The following is a 21409-nucleotide window of genomic DNA, read 5'->3' as shown; positions in this document are numbered from 1 at the left end:
CTCCTGTCATTCCTCAGGGAAACGTCACAGGCAAACCTACCCTTATTTCCTACTGAGTCAATAGGTAATTACGGAGAGTGCCTCCTCCGCCGGGAGGTCCGGGCGGTGCGGGTGGCACGGGCGCCCAGGGCGCGCAGATACGCGACCAGCTCCGGCGGTTCGCACACCTCGAACTCGCAGCCGAGCATGAGCAGACGTGCCGCGGTCCACTCCAGCGTGTCGGCCGGCCCGCGCAGGCGGCAACGGCCCTCGTCGACCGGCTCGACGCGCCCCATCGTGCCGCCGAGCCGCCGGGCCACCTCCTCGGCGGGAAGACGCAGGACCGCCACCACCTCGTACGTGGGCGCGGACGAGTGCAGTTTGTCGGTGACGAACGCGGCCGCGTCCTGCTCGGGCGGCACCCGGGCCGGGACCCGCACGCCGGTCGCCAGCGGGTCACCGATCCGGTCCACACGGAAGCTCCGCCAGTCGTCGCGGTCGTTGTCGTAGGCCAGCAGGTACCACCGGCGCCCGGCCGTCACCAGGCGGTACGGCTCGGCCAGGCGCCTGCTCTCCGTGCCGTCCGCCGATCGGTAGGCGAAGCGCAGCCGCTCATGGTTGGCGGCGGCCCCGGCGAGCACCACCAGGGTCCGCGGATCGACGGGCGGGCCGTCTCCGGCGCCCATCGGTACGGTCGCCGCGGCGAGCGTACCGACCCGGTGCCGCAGCCGGGACGGCAGCACCCGCTCCAGCTTGGCCAGGGCCCGTACGGACGCCTCCTCGATGCCCTCCACCGGATGTGAGGCCGCGGTGCGCAGGCCCACGGCGATGGCCACCGCCTCCTCGTCGTCGACCAGCAGCGGCGGCATGGCCGTGCCCGCGGCGAGTCGGTAACCGCCGGCCGCGCCCATCGTCGCCTGGACCGGATATCCCAGCTCGCGCAGGCGGTCGATGTCGCGGCGGACGGTCCTGGGACTGACCCCGAGGCGTCCGGCCAGCTCACTGCCGGGCCAGTCACGGGGGGTCTGGAGCAACGACAGCAGTTCGAGCAGCCGCGCGGACGTGTCACCCATGGCCCCCAGCATGCCCGACCATGTAGGACAGGTCCCGACCTACATGGCTCCTATCGTCGTCCTGTCGCCACGACCTGTCGGGAGAACCATGAACACCGAGATCCGCCCCTTCCTGATCGACATCGCCCAGGCCGATCTGGACGACCTGAACGACCGCCTCGGTCGCGCCCGCTGGCCCCGGCCGCTGCCCGGCGAAGGATGGACCCGAGGGGTTCCCACCGGCTACCTCAGGGAACTCGCCGCCCACTGGCGCGACACATACGACTGGCGCGCGCACGAGGCGCGGCTGAACGCGTTCCCGCAGTTCATGACCGAGATCGACGGCCAGGAGATCCACTTCCTGCACGTGCGCTCGGCCGAGCCCGGCGCCCTGCCCCTCGTCCTCACCCACGGCTGGCCGAACACGTTCGCGGAGTTCGCCCGGCTCATCGACCGCCTCACCGACCCCCGCGCCCACGGCGGCGACCCCTCGGAGGCGTTCCACGTCGTCGTCCCCTCCGTGCCCGGCTTCGGGTTCTCCGCGCCACCACGCGGGACCGGCTGGAACGCGGCGCGTGTGGCGCGGCTCTGGGCGGGGCTGATGCGCCGCCTCGGCTACGAGCGGTACGGCGCGCAGGGCGGGGACTTCGGGGCCTATGTCGCGCCGGAGGTCGCCAGGGCCGCACCGGGCCACGTGGCCCGGTGTGTATGTCCTCGCCGGCCTCGGCTTCCCCACGGAGAAGGACCTGCCGGAGATGACGGAGGAGGAACGGGCGGCCTTCGCCCGGCTCCAGGAGCAGGACTGGATGAACGGCGTCGACCACCACGCGCTGTTGCGCGCGGCGCCGCAGACCTTCGCCTACGGATGGCACGACTCACCGGTCGCGGCGCTGGCCTGGACAACGCAGAAGTTCCACGAGTTCAACGCCTCGGGCAGGCCGCTGGAGCAGGTGATCGACCGGGACCAACTGCTGACCAACGTGAGCCTGTACTGGTTCACCGGAACCTTCGGCAGCTCGGCCTGGCCGTACTACGAGAGCACCGGCTTCGGCTGGCCGCAGGGCCAGGCCGCCGTGCCGACCGGCGTCTACAGCGGCCCGCCCGGCATCCGCCGCCTGGCCGAGCGCCACAACACCATCCTCCACTGGCCGGAGGACAATCCGCCCGGCCACCACTTCATCGCCATGGACCACCCGGCCGACCTGGCCGCCGACCTCCGGGCCTTCTTCGCCAAAGTCCGCTGACCCCAACGCTCTCCGGGTGCACCGACCCGAAAGCGCCCAAGCCCGCGCCGCCGCCAGGCGGCGCAAAGAGACACAGCGGACTACGCCCGGCGCCGCGCCCGGTAGGCCGCCACATGCATCCGGTTCCCGCAGGTGCGGCTGTCGCAGTACACGCGGGAGCGGTTGCGTGACTCGTCCACGAAGACGTTGTCGCAGTCGGGCGCGGAGCAGGTGCGCAGCCGTTCCCACTCGCCTTCGACGAACAGGTGGGCCAGCGCGACCCCCAGGTCGGCCGACAGGTGTTCGCCGACGGAGGCGCCGGGGGCGAAGTAGTGGACGTGCAGGGGGTGTCCGTCGTGCTCGGTCAGCCGTGGGGTGATGCGGGTCCCGCTCAGCAGCGTGTTCAGCCGGATGACCGCCGTCGCCTGGTCGGGGGCGGTGAAGACCTTGTGGAAGGCCTCGCGTGCCGCGCGCACCTGGTTCAGGTCGGAGGAGCAGAGCTCACCGACACCGCTGACCTGGTGGCGCTCCACGAACTCACCGAGCTCCCGCAGGTCGGTCAGCCTGTCGGGGCCTCCGGTGGCGGGGGAGGTGTTGATGAGGTCGACCACGGTCGCGAGTGAGTGCACCATGTCATGTCCGAATGGCATGTTGACTCCTGAGGATGGCGGTTTCGGCGTGGGAGGGCGCGTCCGGCGACTCGCCGTCTCGGATGATTATCCCCCGTAACGCGGGCGTGAGGGGCTTTTCACGGTACGTCAGCCACGCCGTGGCCGGGGCGGTCGTCAGGAGTGACTCACCGCCGCGTGCGTCCTGGCGGCGGTCGAGCAGGAGGCACAGGTGCCGAAGACCTCGACCGTGTGCGTGACGTCGGTGAAGCCGTGCTCGGCCCCGACCGTCTCGGCCCAGCGCTCGACCGCGGGCCCGGCGACCTCGACGGTCCTGCCGCAGCGGCGGCAGACGAGGTGGTGGTGGTGGTCGCCGCTGGCGCAGGCGCGGTAGACGGACTCACCGTCGTCGGTCCTGAGCATGTCGACGTGGCCGCTGTCGGCCAGGGCCTGCAACGCCCGGTAGACGGTCGTCAGGCCTATCTTGGCGCCCTCGGCGCGCATCTCGGCGTAGACGTCCTGCGCGCTTCGGAAGCCCTCGCTGTGGCGGAGGACGTCATGGACGGCATCGCGTCTGCTGCTCATGGATTGGACTCCTGTGGTCGGCTTCGGCGTACGAATCTACCGAGCGCGAGGGCCAGGACGAACCCTCCGAGCGCTATGACAACAATGATGGCGCCCGATGGCACCTTGACATAAAAGGAGGAAGTAAGCCCGCTGACCGTGGAAACCATCCCGAAGACCATGGACAGCAGCATCGTGCTCCTGAAGCCCCGGGTGAGTTGCTGGCTGGTGGCGACCGGGACCACCATCAGGGCGCTGACCAGGAGCAGGCCGACCACGCGCATCGCGATGACCACGGTCAGCGCCGCGGTGACGGCGATCAGCAGGCTCAGGAAACGCACCGGCAGGCCCGACGTCCTGGCGACCTCCTCGTCCTGGCAGAGCACGTACAGCTCGCGGCCGAAGAAGACGACGACGCCCAGGACGGCGACCGCGAGCAGGGCGATCACCCAGACGTCCTCGACGCTGACGCTGCTGATCGAACCGAACAGGTAGTACAGCAGGCTGGAGTTGCTGCCTCCCGGGGCGAGTGAGATGAGCAGCACGCCTCCGGCGATGCCGCCGTAGAACAGCAGGGCGAGCGCCACGTCGCCGCCCGTCCTGCCGCGCTCACGGACCAGCTCGATGGCCACCGCGCCGAGCACCGAGACCACGACGGCGGTCAGCACGGGGGCGGTGCCGGTCAGGAAGCCGAGCGCGACACCGGTGAGGGCGACGTGCCCGATGCCGTCGCCGAGCAGGGCCAGCCTGCGCTGCACGATGAAGGTGCCGATGGCCGGGGCGGCGAGGCCGACCAGCAGCGCGGCGATCAGTGCCCGCTGCATGAACTCGTACTGCAGAAGGTCCATCACGACGTCGGTCTCCAGTCGAGCGAGCTCAGCGGTTTGCCCGCCTCATGCGGGTGGACGTGGTCGTGGCCGGGCAGCGCGTGCGCGCCGACCGCGTGGGGCGGCGCGCCGTCGTGGCACACGAATCCGTTCCTGAGCACGACGGCCCGGGTGATGAGCGGTTCGAGCGGGCCGAGTTCGTGGGCGACGAGCAGGACCGTCTTGCCCTGGGCGACCAGGGAGGTCAGGGTGTCGGCCAGCAGCTGCTGGCTCTGGGCGTCGACGCCCGCGGTCGGCTCGTCCATGACGAAGGTGTCGGGCTCGCCCGCCAGGGCGCGGGCGATGAGCACCCGCTGCTGCTGCCCGCCGGACAGCGCCTGGACCGGGTCGCCCGCCCTGTCGGCCATGCCGACGGCCTGTAGCGCCCTGGAGGTCGCCTCCTTGTCGGCGGCGCCGGTCAGGCGCAGGCGCCGCTGCCTGGCGATCCTGCCGGAGGCGACGACCTCGCGGATGGTGGTGGGCACGCCGCCGCCGACCGAGAGCCGCTGGGGCACGTACCCGATCCGCCACCACTGCCTGAACCGGGCGGGCGGCGTGCCGTACAGCAGGGTGGTGCCGCCGGACAGGGGGACGAGGCCGAGCAGGGCGCGGATGAGGGTGGACTTGCCCGAGCCGTTCGCGCCCAGCACGGCCACCACCTCACCGGCTCCGATGGTCAGGTCGACGCCCCGGAGCACCGGGCGGCGGTCCAGGCTGACCTGGCCGCCGCTCATGCTGAAAACCGTTTCGATGGATGTCACGTGTCGCCTTTACGAGCAGCCGAGCGCCGTCTGGAGCGCACTGAGGTTCTGGCGCATGGCGGACAGGTAGTCGCCGTTCGCCGGCTGGCTTTCGACCGGGTCCAGGACGGCCGTCTTGGCGCCGATCTCCGTGGAGAGGACCTCGGCGACCTTCGGGCTGACGAGGGCCTCACTGAAAATCGTAGTCACTTTCTCCTGCTTGGCCACTTTCGCCACCTCGGCGAGCCGGGCGGGGGAGGGCTCGGCCTCCGGGTCGATGCCGTTGATCCCGATCTGGCGGAGCTTGTAGCGGTCGGCGAGGTAGCCGAACGCGGCGTGACTGGTGACGATCGCCGTCGAGGAGCACCCGCTCAGGCCCCGTGACATCTCACCGTCCAGGGTGGTGAGGTCGGCGACGGTCGCGGCGGCCCGGTCCCGGTAGCCCTTGGCGTGGGCCGGGTCGGCCTCGGCGAGCCTGTCGCCGAGCTTGGTGGCGATCACGGCCATCCGGGAGGGGTCGAGCCAGACGTGCGGGTCGTGGGCGGCGTCGCCCGTCTCACCCTCGCCCTGCTCCCCGGCCGAGGAGGGGATGGTCTTGACCAGGGAGGCGACGTCGAGGCCCCGGCCGGCCGCGTGCTGTTCGACGGCCTCGTCCACCGCGGGCTGCACGTCCTTGACGTAGACGACGAGACCGGTCGCCTCGATGCCGGCGACCTGGGCGGGGGACAGTTCGAGGTCGTGCGGTTCGACTCCGGGTTTGGTCAGGGCGGTGACGGTGGCGTCGGGGCCGCCGATCCGCTCCGCCAGCCACTGCAGGGGGTACATGGCCGCGGTGATGTCGGTCTTGCCTCCCTGTGCTCCGGCCGGTCCTGCCTGGCCGGAGCCGCAGGCGGTGGTGACGGTGAGGACGGCGGTGAGAGCGGCGAGCAGACTTGCTGTGCGCATGTGCATACGTCGGGAGGAGCCGGACATCATGCTCACCAGTATGCGCGTAAATGAAAATGGTTGTCAAAATCGTCTAGAACGCCCCGAATCTGTCGGCGACCAGCAGGAGCAGGAAGGTCAGCAGGGCGACGCGCAGGACACGCCCCCTGACGCCGAGCGAGGGCCACGACATGTAGGCCAGCCAGCCGACGAACCCGATCACCGGCAGCACCGCGATCCCGCCGAGGAAGGACGGCACGGCGAACCCGGCCAGCAGCAACGCCACCAGGACCACCGGCAGGATCCAGCGGGGAAGCTGGAAGAGGAAGACGAGCGGGGCCGCGCTGCGCCGTTCGACCTCGCGCCGCAGCCCCGTGGCTCCGGGCGTGAAGAACTGCTCGCCGGGCGGCAGCGGACGGGGGCCTCTCGCCGCGCCCCGGGTGGGGCGGGGCCTGGCCATCGGGTGTGCGGGGCGCTCACGGCGTTTTTCGGCCACGGCCCGAGCCTAACGCCGTGACCCCTCCCGGCGGCAGCTCCCGCACCGGTGCGCGGCGGCGGGCCGGGCTCTGGCATTCTGGGCGGATGCTCGCTCTCATCCGCTACTCGGTGCCCGCAGGCCGTACCGGGGAGTTCCTCGTCCAGGCGCACGACATCGTCGACACCCTGGCGGGGCAGCCGGGATACGTGCGCGGGCGCGTGGTCAGGTCGGTGGACGAGCCCGAGTTGTGGGCGCTGGTCAGCGAGTGGGAGGGGGCGGGGTTCTACCGGCGCGCGCTCGGCGCGGCCAGGATGGCGATGTACCCGCTGATGCCCCTGATGCTCAACGAGCCCAGCGCCTTCGAGGACGCCGAACGTCCGTAGGACCCGCCGCGCGGGCGGCGTGGGGGCAATGCGCGTCTGGCGCAGGTGCGGCTCCCCTAAGCTGGGGTCTCGACCAATTCCTCGCCGACCTCCAGCCGGATGGAGATTTTCCCTTATGGCACGCCGTACGGACATCATGGACACCATCGTCAGCCTTGCCAAGCGACGTGGGCTCGTCTACCCCTCCAGCGAGATCTACGGTGGCCTCCGGGCCTCCTGGGACTACGGCCCACTGGGGGTGGAGCTCAAGAACAACGTGAAGCGGCAGTGGTGGAAGACCATGGTGCAGGGCCGCGACGACGTCGTCGGCCTTGACTCCTGCGTGATCCTCGCCCGCGAGGTGTGGCAGGCCAGCGGCCACGTGGAGACCTTCACCGACCCGCTGACCGAGTGCCAGTCGTGCCACAAGCGCTACCGGGCCGACCACCTTGAGGAGGCCTACGCCGACAAGCACGGCAAGCAGCCCGCCGAGGGCCTGGCCGACATCACCTGCCCCAACTGCGGCAACAAGGGCGCCTTCACCCAGCCCAAGCAGTTCAGCGGCCTGCTGAAGACCTACCTCGGCGCCGTCGAGGACGAGTCCGGCCTGGCCTACCTGCGCCCGGAGACCGCGCAGGGCATCTTCATCAACTACCTCAACGTGCAGCAGTCGGCGCGCAGGAAGATCCCGTTCGGCATCGGCCAGATCGGCAAGTCGTTCCGCAACGAGATCACTCCCGGCAACTTCATCTTCCGCACCCGCGAGTTCGAGCAGATGGAGATGGAGTTCTTCGTCAAGCCGGGCAGCGACGAGGAGTGGCACCAGTACTGGATCGACGAGCGTTTCCGCTGGTACACCGACCTGGGCATCACCCCGGAGAACCTGCGTCTGTACGAGCACCCCAAGGAGAAGCTCTCCCACTACTCCAAGCGGACCGTCGACATCGAGTACCGCTTCAACTTCACCGGTGGCGAGTGGGGTGAGCTGGAGGGCATCGCCAACCGCACCGACTTCGACCTGACGGCCCACGGCAAGGCCTCCGGCACCGACCTGAGCTTCTTCGAGCAGGAGACCGGCGAGCGCTACGTCCCCTACGTGATCGAGCCCGCCGCCGGTGTCGACCGCGCCACGCTCACCTTCCTGATCGACGCCTACACCGAGGACGAGGCGCCCAACGCCAAGGGCGTCATGGAGAAGCGCACGGTCATGCGGCTCGACCACCGCCTCGCGCCGGTCAAGGTCGCGGTGCTGCCGCTGTCGCGCAACGCCGACCTGTCGCCGAAGGCGAAGGACCTGGCCGCCCAGCTGCGCCGCCGGTGGAACGTCGAGTTCGACGACGCGGGCGCCATCGGCCGTCGCTACCGTCGTCAGGACGAGATCGGCACGCCGTTCTGCGTCACGGTCGACTTCGACACCCTTGAGGACCACGCGGTGACCATCCGCGAGCGCGACTCGATGACCCAGGAGCGCGTGGCCCTCGACAAGGTCGACGCCTACCTCCGTCAGCACCTCAACGACTGACCCACCCGGCCCCCGCCCCGGCGACCACGGGAGCGGGGGCCGTCTGTGTCCGCGGGGGGTCGGCGTCCTGAGGCCCGGAGCCGCCCGGGACGACCGGCCCGACCAGAGGCGCGACCCCCTGATGCACGGCGACGCAGACCACGAGCCGGTCCTCCGGCCACTCCTCCCGTAACGGGACGAAGGCCAGCGTGGCCAGCCGGTCTCCGGCGGGACTGTTCTCGAAGAGCGGCTCAAGCCGTCCCCGGCACCCTCGCGCGGCCGTCTCCCGCACCTTCGCCTCGCCCGGCCAGATCCCGGGGGGTAACAGGAACCTGGCCAGCACCTCGCCGTCGTGCGGTGCCGAACAGCTCACCAGGGGCAGGATTCCGCTGTTCTTGTCGGAGGTCGTGCTGTCGGAGACCTCGTTGACGCAGGTGCCGAGCCGGACGTCGTCGATGTAGGTGACGGCGCCGGGCTCCTGTGACCGTTCGGCGGAGGCCGGGCCTGAGGAGGCCAGGACGCCCGGCCCGGGGCGTGACAGCAGACGCGGCACGAGAACGGCCAGGCCGGCGAGCAGGGCGGCCAGCGCGAGCGTTCCCGTCAGAACCCAGGCGAGGACCCTTCTCGTACGGCGTCCCGTCCGCACGGCCCGCTTCGGAGGGCCGGCCTGCTCCCCGGCGCGGGCCGCCCAGCCGGGCCGTCCCGCCTCCCACGGCGGCCTGGCCGTCTGTCGTTCCTCCTCGCGGCTGTCCGGCCTGGCCCAGGGGTGGTCGTTCCTCGCTTCGCCACTACTCATCACAAAGGTGACAATCCCATGCGAAGCCGGGGTGAGCCAGGAGATCTTCGACAATCGGGACCCGGTCGTTTCCCGTGTGACCCCGGGAGCGTGTGTGACGCGCGTTACATCGGATGCGCGGGAAGGCCGTTCCGTACCCCATACAGCATGGGTTGAACCCTCCGTGAACGCGTTTGAATGCTGAGACAATTGGTTTATACCAATTGGTTTATACCAATTCTTGGGGTGGTCCATATCACTGCGGCTTTGCTGCTCATTTAAATTGGATTAGACCGCCATGTAGCCTTCTACCTGGGCAAACGCTCTTTCGTGGGGTGGGTGGCGTTTCGTCTTCTTCTGCGTCGGTAGAGTCCAACCAAGGCGGGACCACACGTCATTTGAAGTCGCAGAAGGAGCAACCGTGCCCAAGTACGTTTACGACTTCACCGAGGGCAACAAAGATCTCAAGGATCTGCTCGGCGGTAAGGGGGCCAATCTGGCCGAGATGACCAATCTCGGGTTGCCGGTGCCCCCCGGCTTCACCATCACCACCGACGCGTGCCGCCGTTTCCTTGAGGACGGCGGGCTCCCCGAGGGGCTGGAGGAGGAGATCTCCCGGCACCTGGCCGCGCTGGAGGGCCGGATGGGCAGGCGTCTCGGCCAGGCCGACGACCCCCTGCTGGTCAGCGTGCGCTCCGGGGCCAAGTTCTCCATGCCGGGCATGATGGAGACCGTCCTGAACATCGGGCTCAACGACCAGTCCGTGCACGGCCTGGTCAAGCAGGCGGGGGGCAACGAGCGTTTCGCCTGGGACTCCTACCGGCGCCTCATCCAGATGTTCGGCAAGACCGTCCAGGGCATCGACGGTGAGCTGTTCGACGAGGCCCTGGAGGAGCTCAAGAACGGCCGTGACGACCTGGAGCTTGAGGCCGCCGACTTCCAGCGCCTGGTCGAGACCTACAAGGGCATCGTCCGCGAGCAGACCGGCCAGGACTTCCCCGCCGACCCGCACGAGCAGATGCGCATGGCCGTGATGGCGGTCTTCGAGTCGTGGAACGCCCCGCGCGCCGTCCTCTACCGCCGTCAGGAGCGCATCCCCGCCGACCTGGGCACGGCCGTCAACGTGTGCTCGATGGTGTTCGGCAACTGCGGCATGGACTCGGGCACCGGCGTCGCCTTCACCCGCGACCCCGGCAGCGGCCACCAGGGCGTCTACGGCGACTACCTGCAGAACGCCCAGGGTGAGGACGTGGTCGCGGGCATCCGCAACACCATGCCGCTGCAGGATCTGGAGCGCATCGACAAGTCCGTCTACGACGAGCTCATGAAGATCATGGAGACGCTGGAGAACCACTACCGCGACCTGTGCGACATCGAGTTCACGGTCGAGCGCGGCAAGCTGTGGATGCTGCAGACCCGGGTGGGCAAGCGGACGGCGGGGGCGGCATTCCGCATCGCCGTACAGCTGGTCGACCAGGGCCTGATCGACCTCGACGAGGCCGTGACCCGGGTGAACGGCGCCCAGCTGGCCCAGCTGATGTTCCCGCGCTTCGACGGCGACGCGAAGAGCGCCAGGATCACCACCGGGATGAACGCCTCGCCCGGCGCCGCCGTCGGCAAGGCCGTCTTCTCCTCCGCGCGGGCCGTCGAGCTGGCCGCGGCGGGAGAGGCCGTCATCCTGGTCCGCCGCGAGACCAACCCCGACGACCTGGCGGGCATGATCGCCGCCCAGGGCGTGCTCACCAGCCGGGGAGGCAAGACCTCCCACGCCGCGGTCGTCGCCCGGGGTATGGGCAAGACCTGCGTGTGCGGCGCGGAGGAGCTTGAGGTCTCCACCAAGGAGCGCAGGTTCACCGCCCCCGGCGGCGTCGTGGTCTCCGAGGGGGACGTCATCTCCATCGACGGGTCGAGCGGCGCGGTCTACCTCGGCGAGGTGCCCGTCGTCCCCTCCCCGGTCGTCGAGTACTTCGAGGGCGCGACCGACCAGGACGACGAGCTGGTTACGGCGGTGCACCGCATCATGACCCACGCCGACGCCGCCAGGCGGCTGAAGGTGCGGGCCAACGCCGACAACGCCGAGGACGCCTCCCGCGCCCGCAGGTTCGGCGCCGAGGGCATCGGGCTGTGCCGTACCGAGCACATGTTCCTCGGGGACCGCAGGCAGCTGGTCGAGGACCTCGTCCTGGCCTCCTCGGAGGAGGAGCGCGACCGGGCGCTGGCGGCCCTCGAACCGCTGCAGAAGGCGGACTTCGTGGAGATCTTCCAGGCGATGGCGGGCCTGCCCGTCACGATCCGGCTGATCGACCCGCCGCTGCACGAGTTCCTGCCCGACTACACCGAGCTGTCGGTCAAGGTGGCCCTCGCCGGGGACCAGGCCGAGGAGAAGGACCGCAGGGTGCTGGCCGCCGTCAAGCGCCTGCACGAGCAGAACCCCATGCTCGGCCTGCGCGGTGTACGGCTCGGCCTGGTCATCCCCGGCCTGTTCGCCATGCAGGTCAGGGCGATCGCCGAGGCCGCCAAGGCCGTGGAGGGCGCCCGCGCCGAGATCATGATCCCGCTGGTCGGCGCGGTCCAGGAGCTGGAGCACGTCAGGGACGAGGCGCGGCGGATCCTGGCCGAGGTCGGTGTCGAGGCGCTGGTCGGCACGATGATCGAGGTGCCCAGGGCGGCGCTGACCGCGGCGCAGATCGCCGAGGCCGCGGAGTTCTTCTCCTTCGGCACCAACGACCTGACCCAGATGACCTGGGCCTTCTCCCGGGACGACGTGGAGGCGGCGTTCTTCTCCAAGTACCTGGAGCTCGGCGTCTTCGGCGTCTCGCCGTTCGAGTCGCTGGACCGCGACGGAGTCGGCAGGCTCGTGCGGATCGCGGCGGAGGAGGGACGCGCGACCAGGCCCGACCTCAAGCTCGGCATCTGCGGCGAGCACGGCGGCGACCCGGACTCCATCCACTTCTGCCACCAGGTGGGGCTCGACTACGTGTCCTGCTCGCCGTTCCGCATCCCCGTCGCCCGTCTTGAGGCGGGCCGCGCGGCCCTGGTGAGCACGGGTTCGGACACCCGCTGACGGATCGTGCGCCCCGGCCTCCCCGGAGGAGGCCGGGGTTTCCAGGAGTCACCAGGTGTTTCCACGACGTTTCGCATAGGTGGCACCTTTCCTGGATAAAATCACTGCACTTATGCACGCTTATGACGAGCATGACCAGGCCAGATGGGTGCCGGAACCGCCCGGCAACCCCGAACGAAGCCCGTTCGAACGCGATCGGGCGCGGGTGCTGCACAGCGCGGGGCTGCGCAGGCTCGCCGCCAAGACCCAGGTGGTCGGACCGGCGGAGACGCTCGGCAGCGGGCAGCACATCCCGCGCACCCGGCTGACCCACTCCCTGGAGTGCGCGCAGATCGGCAGGGAGATGGGCCAGGCCCTGCGCAGGGACCCCGACCTGGTCGAGACCGCGTGCCTGGCCCACGACCTGGGGCATCCGCCGTTCGGGCACAACGGGGAGACCGCCCTCAACGAACTGGCCGCCGGGTGCGGCGGGTTCGAGGGGAACGCGCAGAGCCTGCGCCTGCTGACCCGTCTTGAGGCCAAGGTCCTCACCGAGGACGGCCGCAGCGCCGGGCTCAACCTCACCCGGGCCTGCCTGGACGCCGCGACCAAGTATCCCTGGACCAGGGAGCGAAGCCCCAAGTACTGCGCCTACCCCGAAGACATGGCGGTCTTCGAGTGGATCAGGCGGGGCGCCCCCGAGGGCAGCGTCAGCTTCGAGGCCCAGATCATGGACTGGGCCGACGACGTCGCCTACTCGGTGCACGACCTGGAGGACGCCCTGCACTCCGGCGCCGTCATGCCGCAGGTGCTGCGCGACCCGGCGGAGCGCGGGGGCGTCTGCGCGACGACCCGTGCCTGGTACGCTCCCGACGCCGAGCCCGCGGAGCTCGACGACGTCCTCGGCGGGCTGTTCGCCCTGCCGCTGTGGCCCCGGCACTTCGACGGCACACTCGCCGACCTCGTCGCGACCAAGGCGCTCACCAGCTCCCTCATCGGCCACCTGTGCCGCTCCGCGCAGGAGGCGACCCGCGAGGCGTACGGCGAGGCCGCGGGGCGCCACGGCGCCAACCTGGTCGTCCCCCGGCGCACCCGTCTCGAATGCGCCCTGCTGAAGGGGCTGACCGCGCACTACGTGATGACCAGCGACGCGCACAGCGCCAACCAGGCCAGGCAGCGTGAGATCGTCCGTGACCTCGCCCACCTGATCATGCTCGGCGCGCCGCTCACCCTGGAGCCCGCGCTGCGTCCCGCCTTCACCAGGGCGGAGACCGACGCCGGGCGGCTGCGGGTGGTCGTCGACCAGATCGCCTCGCTCACCGACACCTCCGCGCTCACCTGGCACCGGCGCCTGTCCGGCGGCTGAGCCCCGGCCCGTGGTTCAGTGGTGGAACCCCGGCCTGTGCTCCGCCCCGCCGCCCCGGTGGAGCCGGTCCAGGCAGCGCCGGATGTCCTCGGCGAGCAGGGAGGCCTCGTCACGGCCGATGCCGTGCCTGATCAGCACCCGCTGGACGACCGTCTCCTGCCGGTCGGGCGGCAGCGGGTATGAGGGAACCTGCCAGCCCCTGGCGCGCAGCTGTTCTGACAGGTCGTAGAGGGTGAAGCCGGGGTCGGGGCCGGCCAGGGTGTAGGAGACCGCGGGCAGGGCGCCCCGGCCGTCGTAGAGCAGTTCGAACGGCCCCATCTTGGCGATCCGGTCGGCCAGGAACCGCGCGGTGTCCAGGCACGCCTGCTGGACCCTGCGGTATCCCTCCCGGCCCAGCCGCAGCATCGTGTAGTACTGGGCGACGATCTCGCCGCCGGGACGGGAGAAGTTGAGGGCGAACGTCGGCATCTCACCGCCCAGATAGCTGACGTCGAAGATCAGGTCCTTCGGCAGCAGGTCGGCGGAGCGCCACACGATCCATCCGACGCCGAGCGGCGCCAGGCCGTACTTGTGGCCGGAGGCGTTGATGGAGGCGACCCGTTCGAGCCGGAAGTCCCACGGCAGGTCGGGCTGGACGAACGGGGCGACGAACCCGCCGCTGGCGGCGTCCACGTGGATCGGCACGTCCAGGCCCGTCTCGGTGTGGATCGCGTCGAGTTCCCCGGCGATGCCGGCGACCGGTTCGAAGTCGCAGGTGTAGGTGACGCCGAGGATCGCCACGACGCCGATCGTGTTCTCGTCGACGTAGTCGCGTAGCTGGTGCGGGCGCAGACCGGTCGCGTCACGTTCGAGCGGCACCTGCCGCAGCTCGACGTCGAAGTAGCGGGCGAACTTCTCCCAGCAGACCTGCACCGGGCCGCAGACCAGGTTGGGGCGGTCGGCCGGCTTGCCGTCCTCCTGGCGGCGACGGCGCCATCTCCACTTGAGCGCCAGCCCCCCGAGCATCGCCGCCTCACTCGACCCGGTCGTCGAGCAGCCCATCGTGCCCATGCCGTCGGGGGAGTTCCACAGGTCGGCCAGGATGTGCACGCACCGGGACTCGATCTCGGCCGTCTGCGGGTACTCGTCCTTGTCGATCATGTTCTTGCCGAGGCAGAGATCCATCAGACGATGGGTCTCCTCGTCGCTCCAGGTGGTGCAGAACGTCGCCAGGTTCTGCGCGGAGTTCCCGTCGAGCAGGAGTTCCGAGCTGACGAGGTCGTAGACCGCGCGTGGTTCGGCGGGGGAGTCGGGAAGGCGGCGCTTCGGCAGCGGCCGTTCGCTCAGCGGCGAGGTGTACACGTCGTCCCAGGAGGTGACCTTGTGCAGGGGCATGTGGATCTCCTGTTCGCCGGGTCAGGCCCGGTCGGCGGTACGGTGCCGGGGTCCATCGGCTACCTACCCGACCGGCAAACGCCACAAAGTCCGACGAAATTCACGAAAGGTCCAAGAGGGGTTGCGGCGCTCGTTCGCGGCTGGCGTTCCGATATGTCGGGAAACCTGTGGTTTATGGCTGGATCAAGGATTGTCGGGGTTTCCCGGTCATGATTACGTGAACCCATCGGGGACGGGCGCGCGTTCCGGTGACGCGCACGGGACGCGACGCCCTTCAACCAGTGAGGGGAACCCATGCGAGTCTTCAGCGGGCTGCTCGTCGGTGTGCTCGTCGCCACCGCCCTGGCCCTGTTACCCACCTCCGCCGCCCAGGCCCAGGTGTGTCAGCACCGTACGGGCGTCAGCCATGGCGGCGGGATCTTCCCGAACACGTTCACCGAGGACTCCGTCTGCGGCAACCAGACGGGAGCCCCGGTCCACGCCACCCCGGACGGCTCGTCGCCGCAGGTGGGGGTCATGGACACCGCCCAGAGCTGGTTCCTGTGCTGGACGCGCGGCCAGCAGCACGGCGGTGGCAACAACGTGTGGTACTACACCCAGGGCGACCGGGTGGTGAGCAACCCGGAGCGGCACGGCTACGGCTTCGTGCCCGCGCTCTACCTGAACACCTCACTGGACCCGGACGACGCCAGGCTCGCCCAGTGCCCGTCGCTGCCCGCCGATCGCTCGACCGCCTACATGGTCTACGACCGCGTCACCGGCACGTCCGTGCGCAGCGAGGAGCACAAGAGGTTCCGCTCCGCCTCGCTGGTGAAACTGCTCATCGCCCTCGACTACCTCGAAACCCTCGGCCCGGGTACGGCGGTGCCCACCGCCGACGCCCAGCTGCTGCAGAGCATGCTGCGTTCGAGTAAGGACAACGCCGCGAGCGCCCTGTGGGAGCGTGGCGGCTGGGAGACGATCGTGAGCCGGATGGTGACCAAGATCGGCCTGACCGACACGGCGCCACCGGCCGACCGGGGGATGTGGGGCTACACCGAGATCAGCGCCGCCGACGTGGTGAAGATCTACCGCTACATCCTGGAGAGAGCGGACCCGTCCTTCAGGAACCTCATCATGGGACACCTGCGCCAGGCCACCCGGTGCGCGGACGACGGCTGGGACCAGTACTTCGGCATCCCGAGTGCCGTCTCCGCCCCCTGGGCCGTCAAGCAGGGCTGGTCCGCCTTCGACGAGGACCCGCGGTGCCCGGTGGCGGCCGGTACGCGGAGCCCGTCCGCCCGTACGGCGAGCGTCGACCTGGCCAGCCCCGCGATGCACACCTCCGGGACCCTCTGTGCGAACGACCGGAAGATCATGGTGGTGCTGACCCTCAACCCCCTGGGCACCACCTGGGCCGACGCCGCCTCCCGCATCACCACCCAGGCGGGGACCCTCTACGCGGCGGCACCCTGCTGACAGGGCGAACGCGGAAGCCCGGCCTGTAACCCGGCCTGTGGACCGAAACGGACCCACAGGCCGGGAAGGTGCGCGCCCGGATCTCATCCGGATGAGACCGGTGGAGCGGGCCCGGGAGAGGCGCTCGTCAGACCGGGAAGAGAACCCCCCGGAACGTGCTAACCATACTTTGTAAAGGCGGTTTCCGGTGACCGCCGTCGAGGCCCGGAACCTCCCACGCCGTGGCTCCCCGACCGGGACGGCCGGGGGACGAGGACGGCTCCGGGGTCCGTTGATCGCGTGTCTTCGCGCACATGCCGCAGGACACCGCGTTGGCATACGGTGAGGCCCGCGCTTTCGTCCGCCGGGCGGCGGGAGAGGTTCTGGACCCTCGCGCCTGCGCCGTCATCGACGACAGGGTCGGAGCCGTCCGGTGGGTTCGCCAGGAGGATGACTCAGGTTCAGGGCCCGAACCCCCGGACCCCTGACCGGTCACCGGATGACCCGTACCGGGGACGAACGTGCCGACATCATCCGGTGGCTGCGGCGTGAGGTGCCCGCCGAACCGGCCGCGGCCAAGGAGCGGCTGGAGCGAACCGGTGCCTGAACGGCGTTCCTGAGGCCGCCCCGTACGGGTTACCAGCCCACGGGGAAGGCGCGGGTGCCGAAGACCACCCCGTCGTAGTTGAAGGGCAGGTCGTCGTCGTCTCCGATGACGTGGAGAGCGGGCAGGCGGTCGAAGAGGGCGCGGTAGGCGATCTCCAGTTCGGCGCGGGCGAGGTTCTGGCCGAGGCACTGGTGGACGCCGTAGCCGAAGGCCAGGTGGTTGCGGGCGCCCCGGCGGATGTCGAAGTCGTCGGGCCGGTCGAAGACCCGGGGGTCGCGGTTGGCCGATGCGCCGAGCACGAACATGCCCTCCCCGGCCCGTACGGCCTGGCCCCCGATCTCCATGTCCCGGGTGGCGACCCGGTCGAAACCCACCCAGTCGACGATCGAGTGGTAGCGCAGCAACTCCTCGACGGCCAGGGGCCAGCCGGTGGGGTCGGCGCGCAGGGCGGCGAGCTGGTCCGGGTGACGCAGCAGGGTGTGCACGCCCAGCGGGATCATGTTCGCGGTCGTCTCGTGCCCGGCGATGAGCAGCAGGAAGACCATGCCGACCATGGCGTCGTGGGTCAGCTCGCCGGTCTCCCGCCGCGCGGTGACCAGGCGTCCGATGAGGTCGTCGCCCGGCTCGCTCTCCGCCTCGGTGATCAGCTTGTCGAGGTAGTGCCAGACCTCGATGGCGGCGGCGATCCCGTCGGCGGAGGAGCCGACGCCGGTGTCCATCATCTTGCGGGTCCTGGCCCGGAAGAAGTCGCGGTCGGCGTAGGGGACGCCGAGGAGCGCGCAGGTCACCATGGACGGCAGGGCGAAGCCGAAGGCGTCGACGAGGTCAGTCGGGGAGCCCGCCTTCAGCATGTCGTCGATGAGCAGGTCGGTGGCCTCCTGGATGGCCGGGCGCATCTCCTTGACCCGTCGCACGGTGAACTCGGGGATCAGCATTCGCCGGTAGAGACTGTGCTCCGGCGGATCCATGTCGATGAACTGGCCGGCCTGGAACCTCCTGCGGATCTCCAGTTCCTCCTCGGAGGGGTCGTCGGGCCGCATCGCGGGCATCGGATGGCCGGGGGACGCCGGATCGGTGCTGACCGTGGGATCGCTGAGCACCTGCTGCGCCTCGGCGTGCCGGGTCACCAGCCAGACCTCGCCTCTGGCGATCCTGGCTCTGACGAGTGGGGCCTGTTCGCGGAGCCGTTCGTACTCGTCCGGCGGAGAAAAAGGACAAGTGCGAGAAATTGGGAAGTCTGTCGTCATTTGATCTTGCTCCCAAAGGGCCGCCACATTTGTTCTTTTCGGAGAACGTAGCAAAAGTTACCTGTCTGTCAAGGTGTCGCTTTTGGGTGGCCGAAAAGATGATATTTATTTATTAGAGTGATTTTTCGGATTTGGGGATGAGGGTGATGATCAATCGGCTGGTGGTGCGATGAATGAGCCGGTCACGGGGTCATTCCGCTCAATGGAAGGCCGTTCCCGAATGCCGGAAGGCCACGGCGGGTCGCCGTACTCATGGAAACCGTGATATCCCGGCGCGGCTCTTGCGGTCCGCGCCGGCCGTGTGAACGTGAAAGGCGCCGGAAACCCCGTCCCCGGCGGAGAGGATCCGCAGGAACGGGGTCAGTTGCCCAGGGGAATCTTCTCTTCGGGCGTCGGGGACGGCTTCTCCGGCTTGTCCGTCGAACCGGGCTTGGCGGCGCACAGGGTCGAGCACTTGGGGGAGGCGCCGACCCGGTTCATCACGGCCCGCGACTCCTCGGCGGGCGAGAGCGTGCGGTTGCCGTCCAGCCAGGCGTCCAGGTAGTTCCACGGCGGGACCATGCCGCGCCGTACCCACCAGAGGGAGTGGTCGGTCTTCCAGGAGATCGCGAAGTAGAGGTTGCTCGCGGTCGAGCGGGCGTTGCCCGAGTTGCCGACCTGGCCGAGGGTCTGACCCGCGGAGACCCTGACGCCGGGCTTGATCCCCGGGGTGATCCTGTCCAGGTGGCCGCCGAGGTAGCGCACGCCGTCGTCGCCGATGACCGTGACGAAACGGCCCTCCCGGTCGGGGCCCCGGTCGGTCGAGGGCTTCCACCGGTTCTTGGCGTTGACCTCGTCGACCACCCCGTTCACCGGGGAGACGAACGAGCAGCCCTTCCCGGTCCAGATCGTGGTCTTCGGCAGCACGAGAAGCCTGCTCTCGTAGCTCACCCTGCAGTCCTTGACCGGGAAGACGTAGCTGAAGTTCGACAGCTTCGGCGGTGGGACCCGCACCGGGTCGTCACCCGCCGGCCGGGTCACGCTCGCCTGCGCGGCGGGCGTCGGGGACGGGGTGGGAATCGTCGCCGTGACCTTGCCCGGCCCCGTGGCCGCGACCTCCGCCGCGGGGGGAAGGGTGCTGACACCCGCGACCCCTCCCGGGGACGCGCAGGCCCCGGTGGCGAGCAGAACGCCCACCGTCACACTCAGTCGAGCTATGTGCCCCGATCGCATGATCTCCACCAGGCTAACGTTATCGATAACCAGCCTTTACCTTTGTAGCCGACCTTCCGTTTGGTCACGACCTGTTCGGGAAAGTCGGCGTCCCAGCTGAGGCCGCTCCAGGGCGCCCCGGGATGTCGGAGGACCGCACTAGACTCACGGCGTGGCAGGCCGGATCAGTGACGAGGACATCGCGCTCGTGCGGGAGCGCTCGCCGATCGCGGACATCGTGGGTGAGCACATCCAGCTCCGCAACGCGGGCGGCGGCAACATGAAGGGACTGTGTCCCTTCCACGACGAGAAGAGTCCCTCCTTCAACGTCACCCCCGCCCGCGGCTACTGGTACTGCTTCGGCTGCGCCGAGGGCGGCGACGTCATCACCTTCGTCCGCCGTCTTGAGCACCTGTCGTTCGGCGAGGCCGTCGAACGGCTGGCCAACCGGGCCGGCATCCAGCTGCGCTACGAGCAGGGCGGCTACGTCCCCGGGCGCGAGCAGGGGGAGCGCAGCCGCCTCATCGAGGCGCACCGGGCGGCGGCGGAGTTCTACGCCGAGCGGCTCTCCTCCCCGGAGGCCGCGGCCGGGCGCAGGTTCCTGTCCGAGCGCGGGTTCGAGCGGGCCGACGCGGAGCACTTCGGGGTCGGTTACGCGCCCGCCGAGTGGGAGGCCCTCTCCCGGCACCTGATGGCCAGGGGCTTCACCGCCGCGGAGCTGATCAAGGGCGGCCTGGCGAAGGAGGGACGGCGAGGGCCGATGGACCGCTTCCGCGGCAGGCTCGTCTGGCCGATCCGCGACATCACCGGCGACGTCATCGGATTCGGCGCCCGCAAGCTGAACGACGCCGAGGACGGCCCGAAATACCTCAACACCCCCGAGAGCCCGCTCTACAAGAAGAGTGAGGTCCTCTACGGCGTCGACCTGGCCAAACGGGAGATCTCCAAGCGGTCCCAGGCGGTGATCGTCGAGGGATACACCGACGTGATGGCCTGCCACCTGTCGGGGGTGCCGACGGCGGTCGCCACCTGCGGCACCGCCTTCGGCCAGGAGCACATCAAGGTGCTGCGGCGGCTGCTGCTCGACCAGTCGGGCTCGCAGGGCGAGGTGATCTTCACCTTCGACGGCGACGCCGCAGGGCAGAAGGCGGCGCTGCGGGCCTTCGCCGACGAGCAGAAGTTCGTCACGCAGACCTTCGTCGCGGTCCAGGGCGACGGGCTCGACCCGTGCGACCTGCGCGTCACCCGTGGCGAGGCCGCGGTCCGCGACCTGGTCGCCAGCCGGGAGCCGCTGTTCGCCTTCGCCATCCGCAGCGTGATCCTCCGCCACGACGTGAGCACGAACGAGGGCAGGCTGTCCGCGCTGGACGCCGCGGCCCCGATCGTGGCCGGCATCAAGGACAGGGCGCTGCGCCAGCTGTACGCCGTCGACCTCGACCGCTGGCTGGGCTTCAACAACGAGCAGTTCGTCGTGGACCGCATCGCCGAGATCTCCGTCGCCGCCCAGGGTGCGCCGCAGCGCCCGCAGCGGCCCGCCGGGCCGCGCAAGGTCGCCGAGCTGACCGACCCCGCGGTGCGGACCGAGGCCGAGGTGCTGAAGCTGGCCGTGCAGCGGCCCGCGTTGCTGGGGCCCGGTTACGACACGATCGGCGCCGAGGCGTTCACGTTGCCCGAGCACGTCGCCCTGCACAAGCTGATCCTGGAGGCGGGCGGTACGGCCACGGCGGGCCCCGGTGGGCGGGAGTGGGTCGACCGGCTGCTCGGCCTGGCCACCGAGGCGCTGCGCCCGCTGGTCACCCGGCTCGCGGTCGAGGGGCTGCGCGTCGACCTGGACGACGAGGAGAGATACGCCTCGGGGATGCTCACCGCGCTCGAACTGATCTCGGTCGAGCGAGCCGTCGAGCAGCTCAAGTCGCAGATGCAGCGGACCAATCCCGTCGAGGAGCAGGAGGGGTTCAACCGGCTGTTCGCCGAGCTCGTCGCGCTCGAACAGCAGCGCCGGGTGCTGAAGGATCGTGCCTCGGGCAGCTGATCACGTAATGTGCTTTGATTTCCATACGGCGATTCGACCA

Annotated in this window: 18 protein-coding genes and 1 pseudogene; 8 read left to right on the top strand and 11 right to left on the bottom strand. The window is 69.8% G+C overall.

Annotated elements, in window-relative coordinates; all coding sequences use genetic code 11:
- Nucleotides 1–68: 68 nt before the first annotated feature.
- Nucleotides 69–1052, bottom strand: coding sequence for a YafY family protein (locus ABZ470_RS08090; RefSeq protein ID WP_362910755.1), 984 nt, complete (start codon nucleotides 1050–1052; stop codon nucleotides 69–71).
- Between ABZ470_RS08090 and ABZ470_RS08085 the strand changes: the two are divergent.
- Nucleotides 1051–1683: pseudogene (locus ABZ470_RS08085) on the top strand (epoxide hydrolase); the annotation flags it as partial. The gene ABZ470_RS08090 and the pseudogene ABZ470_RS08085 overlap by 2 nt on opposite strands.
- Nucleotides 1684–1735: 52 nt before the next feature.
- Nucleotides 1736–2275 carry a hypothetical protein gene (locus ABZ470_RS08080; protein ID WP_362910753.1) on the top strand — a complete coding sequence of 180 codons (540 nt, stop codon included), beginning with the start codon at nucleotides 1736–1738 and terminating at the stop codon, nucleotides 2273–2275.
- Between the two features lie 80 nt (nucleotides 2276–2355).
- On the opposite strand, the gene ABZ470_RS08075 is transcribed toward ABZ470_RS08080, so the two are convergent.
- From ABZ470_RS08075 to ABZ470_RS08050, 6 genes are all read right to left on the bottom strand, one after another.
- On the bottom strand, nucleotides 2356–2904 hold the full coding sequence (locus ABZ470_RS08075; protein ID WP_362910751.1) for a CGNR zinc finger domain-containing protein: 549 nt from the start codon (nucleotides 2902–2904) through the stop codon (nucleotides 2356–2358).
- 135 nt (nucleotides 2905–3039) lie between these two features.
- Complete coding sequence (locus ABZ470_RS08070) at nucleotides 3040–3447, bottom strand: transcriptional repressor (protein ID WP_352008643.1); 408 nt, start codon at nucleotides 3445–3447, stop codon at nucleotides 3040–3042.
- Nucleotides 3444–4277: a metal ABC transporter permease gene (locus ABZ470_RS08065; RefSeq protein WP_352008644.1), complete on the bottom strand. Its 834-nt coding sequence runs from the start codon at nucleotides 4275–4277 to the stop codon at nucleotides 3444–3446. Before ABZ470_RS08065 ends, ABZ470_RS08070 begins: the two co-directional genes overlap by 4 nt.
- On the bottom strand, nucleotides 4274–5026 hold the full coding sequence (locus ABZ470_RS08060) for a metal ABC transporter ATP-binding protein (RefSeq protein ID WP_362910998.1): 753 nt from the start codon (nucleotides 5024–5026) through the stop codon (nucleotides 4274–4276). The genes ABZ470_RS08065 and ABZ470_RS08060 overlap by 4 nt, the downstream gene beginning before the upstream one ends.
- 36 nt (nucleotides 5027–5062) lie before the next feature.
- Nucleotides 5063–5977 (bottom strand): zinc ABC transporter substrate-binding protein, encoded by a 915-nt coding sequence (locus ABZ470_RS08055; protein WP_362910749.1) that lies wholly within the window; start codon nucleotides 5975–5977, stop codon nucleotides 5063–5065.
- Between the two features lie 73 nt (nucleotides 5978–6050).
- On the bottom strand, nucleotides 6051–6452 hold the full coding sequence (locus ABZ470_RS08050) for a DUF6703 family protein (protein WP_352008646.1): 402 nt from the start codon (nucleotides 6450–6452) through the stop codon (nucleotides 6051–6053).
- An 86-nt stretch (nucleotides 6453–6538) separates the two neighbouring features.
- Here ABZ470_RS08050 and ABZ470_RS08045 point away from each other — a divergent pair, with 86 nt between their 5' ends.
- Both ABZ470_RS08045 and ABZ470_RS08040 read left to right on the top strand, forming a co-directional pair.
- Nucleotides 6539–6817 (top strand): antibiotic biosynthesis monooxygenase family protein, encoded by a 279-nt coding sequence (locus ABZ470_RS08045; protein WP_362910747.1) that lies wholly within the window; start codon nucleotides 6539–6541, stop codon nucleotides 6815–6817.
- A gap of 115 nt (nucleotides 6818–6932) precedes the next feature.
- Nucleotides 6933–8318 (top strand): glycine--tRNA ligase, encoded by a 1386-nt coding sequence (locus tag ABZ470_RS08040; RefSeq protein ID WP_352008648.1) that lies wholly within the window; start codon nucleotides 6933–6935, stop codon nucleotides 8316–8318.
- Here the strand turns inward: ABZ470_RS08040 and ABZ470_RS08035 are convergent.
- Complete coding sequence (locus ABZ470_RS08035; RefSeq protein ID WP_352008649.1) at nucleotides 8308–9093, bottom strand: hypothetical protein; 786 nt, start codon at nucleotides 9091–9093, stop codon at nucleotides 8308–8310. The genes ABZ470_RS08040 and ABZ470_RS08035 overlap by 11 nt on opposite strands.
- A gap of 400 nt (nucleotides 9094–9493) precedes the next feature.
- On the opposite strand from ABZ470_RS08035, the gene ppdK reads away from it, so the two are divergent.
- Both ppdK and ABZ470_RS08025 read left to right on the top strand, forming a co-directional pair.
- Nucleotides 9494–12136, top strand: a complete 2643-nt coding sequence (ppdK, locus tag ABZ470_RS08030; RefSeq protein ID WP_362774720.1) for a pyruvate, phosphate dikinase — start codon at nucleotides 9494–9496, stop codon at nucleotides 12134–12136.
- Between the two features lie 112 nt (nucleotides 12137–12248).
- Nucleotides 12249–13481, top strand: a complete 1233-nt coding sequence (locus ABZ470_RS08025) for a deoxyguanosinetriphosphate triphosphohydrolase (protein ID WP_352008651.1) — start codon at nucleotides 12249–12251, stop codon at nucleotides 13479–13481.
- Nucleotides 13482–13496: 15 nt separating this feature from the next.
- Here ABZ470_RS08025 and ABZ470_RS08020 read toward each other — a convergent pair whose 3' ends face one another.
- Nucleotides 13497–14855, bottom strand: a complete 1359-nt coding sequence (locus tag ABZ470_RS08020) for a glutamate decarboxylase (RefSeq protein ID WP_352008652.1) — start codon at nucleotides 14853–14855, stop codon at nucleotides 13497–13499.
- A 294-nt stretch (nucleotides 14856–15149) separates the two neighbouring features.
- On the opposite strand from ABZ470_RS08020, the gene ABZ470_RS08015 reads away from it, so the two are divergent.
- Nucleotides 15150–16313, top strand: coding sequence for a hypothetical protein (locus ABZ470_RS08015; RefSeq protein WP_362910745.1), 1164 nt, complete (start codon nucleotides 15150–15152; stop codon nucleotides 16311–16313).
- 615 nt (nucleotides 16314–16928) lie between these two features.
- Here ABZ470_RS08015 and ABZ470_RS08010 read toward each other — a convergent pair.
- Both ABZ470_RS08010 and ABZ470_RS08005 read right to left on the bottom strand, forming a co-directional pair.
- Nucleotides 16929–18146, bottom strand: coding sequence for a cytochrome P450 (locus tag ABZ470_RS08010; protein WP_362910743.1), 1218 nt, complete (start codon nucleotides 18144–18146; stop codon nucleotides 16929–16931).
- A gap of 360 nt (nucleotides 18147–18506) precedes the next feature.
- The gene (locus ABZ470_RS08005; protein ID WP_362910997.1) at nucleotides 18507–19358 is read right to left on the bottom strand and encodes a peptidoglycan DD-metalloendopeptidase family protein; all 852 of its coding nucleotides are present in this window, start codon (nucleotides 19356–19358) and stop codon (nucleotides 18507–18509) included.
- A gap of 151 nt (nucleotides 19359–19509) precedes the next feature.
- On the opposite strand from ABZ470_RS08005, the gene dnaG reads away from it, so the two are divergent.
- Entirely contained in the window at nucleotides 19510–21369 is a 1860-nt protein-coding gene (gene dnaG, locus ABZ470_RS08000; RefSeq protein WP_352008656.1) for a DNA primase, read from the top strand.
- The last annotated feature ends 40 nt before the right edge of the window (nucleotides 21370–21409 follow it).

Source organism: Streptosporangium sp. NPDC020072, from assembly GCF_040631445.1.
GTDB lineage: Bacteria > Actinomycetota > Actinomycetes > Streptosporangiales > Streptosporangiaceae > Streptosporangium.
The sequence above is the reverse complement of the archived record's forward strand: the minus strand, read 5'-3'. Positions and strand labels throughout refer to the sequence as shown.

Excerpts from the sequence above, each read along its gene's own strand:
- ABZ470_RS08090 (WP_362910755.1), bottom strand. The coding sequence starts at position 1,052 with ATGGGTGACACGTCCGCGCGGCTGCTCGAACTGCTGTCGTTGCTCCAG.
- ABZ470_RS08075 (WP_362910751.1), bottom strand. The coding sequence starts at position 2,904 with ATGCCATTCGGACATGACATGGTGCACTCACTCGCGACCGTGGTCGAC.
- ABZ470_RS08070 (WP_352008643.1), bottom strand. The coding sequence starts at position 3,447 with ATGAGCAGCAGACGCGATGCCGTCCATGACGTCCTCCGCCACAGCGAG.
- ABZ470_RS08060 (WP_362910998.1), bottom strand. The coding sequence starts at position 5,026 with ATGAGCGGCGGCCAGGTCAGCCTGGACCGCCGCCCGGTGCTCCGGGGC.
- ABZ470_RS08055 (WP_362910749.1), bottom strand. The coding sequence starts at position 5,977 with ATGCGCACAGCAAGTCTGCTCGCCGCTCTCACCGCCGTCCTCACCGTC.
- ABZ470_RS08045 (WP_362910747.1), top strand. The coding sequence starts at position 6,539 with ATGCTCGCTCTCATCCGCTACTCGGTGCCCGCAGGCCGTACCGGGGAG.
- ABZ470_RS08040 (WP_352008648.1), top strand. The coding sequence starts at position 6,933 with ATGGCACGCCGTACGGACATCATGGACACCATCGTCAGCCTTGCCAAG.
- ABZ470_RS08035 (WP_352008649.1), bottom strand. The coding sequence starts at position 9,093 with ATGAGTAGTGGCGAAGCGAGGAACGACCACCCCTGGGCCAGGCCGGAC.
- ABZ470_RS08025 (WP_352008651.1), top strand. The coding sequence starts at position 12,249 with ATGCACGCTTATGACGAGCATGACCAGGCCAGATGGGTGCCGGAACCG.
- ABZ470_RS08020 (WP_352008652.1), bottom strand. The coding sequence starts at position 14,855 with ATGCCCCTGCACAAGGTCACCTCCTGGGACGACGTGTACACCTCGCCG.
- ABZ470_RS08015 (WP_362910745.1), top strand. The coding sequence starts at position 15,150 with ATGCGAGTCTTCAGCGGGCTGCTCGTCGGTGTGCTCGTCGCCACCGCC.
- ABZ470_RS08010 (WP_362910743.1), bottom strand. The coding sequence starts at position 18,146 with ATGACGACAGACTTCCCAATTTCTCGCACTTGTCCTTTTTCTCCGCCG.
- ABZ470_RS08005 (WP_362910997.1), bottom strand. The coding sequence starts at position 19,358 with ATGCGATCGGGGCACATAGCTCGACTGAGTGTGACGGTGGGCGTTCTG.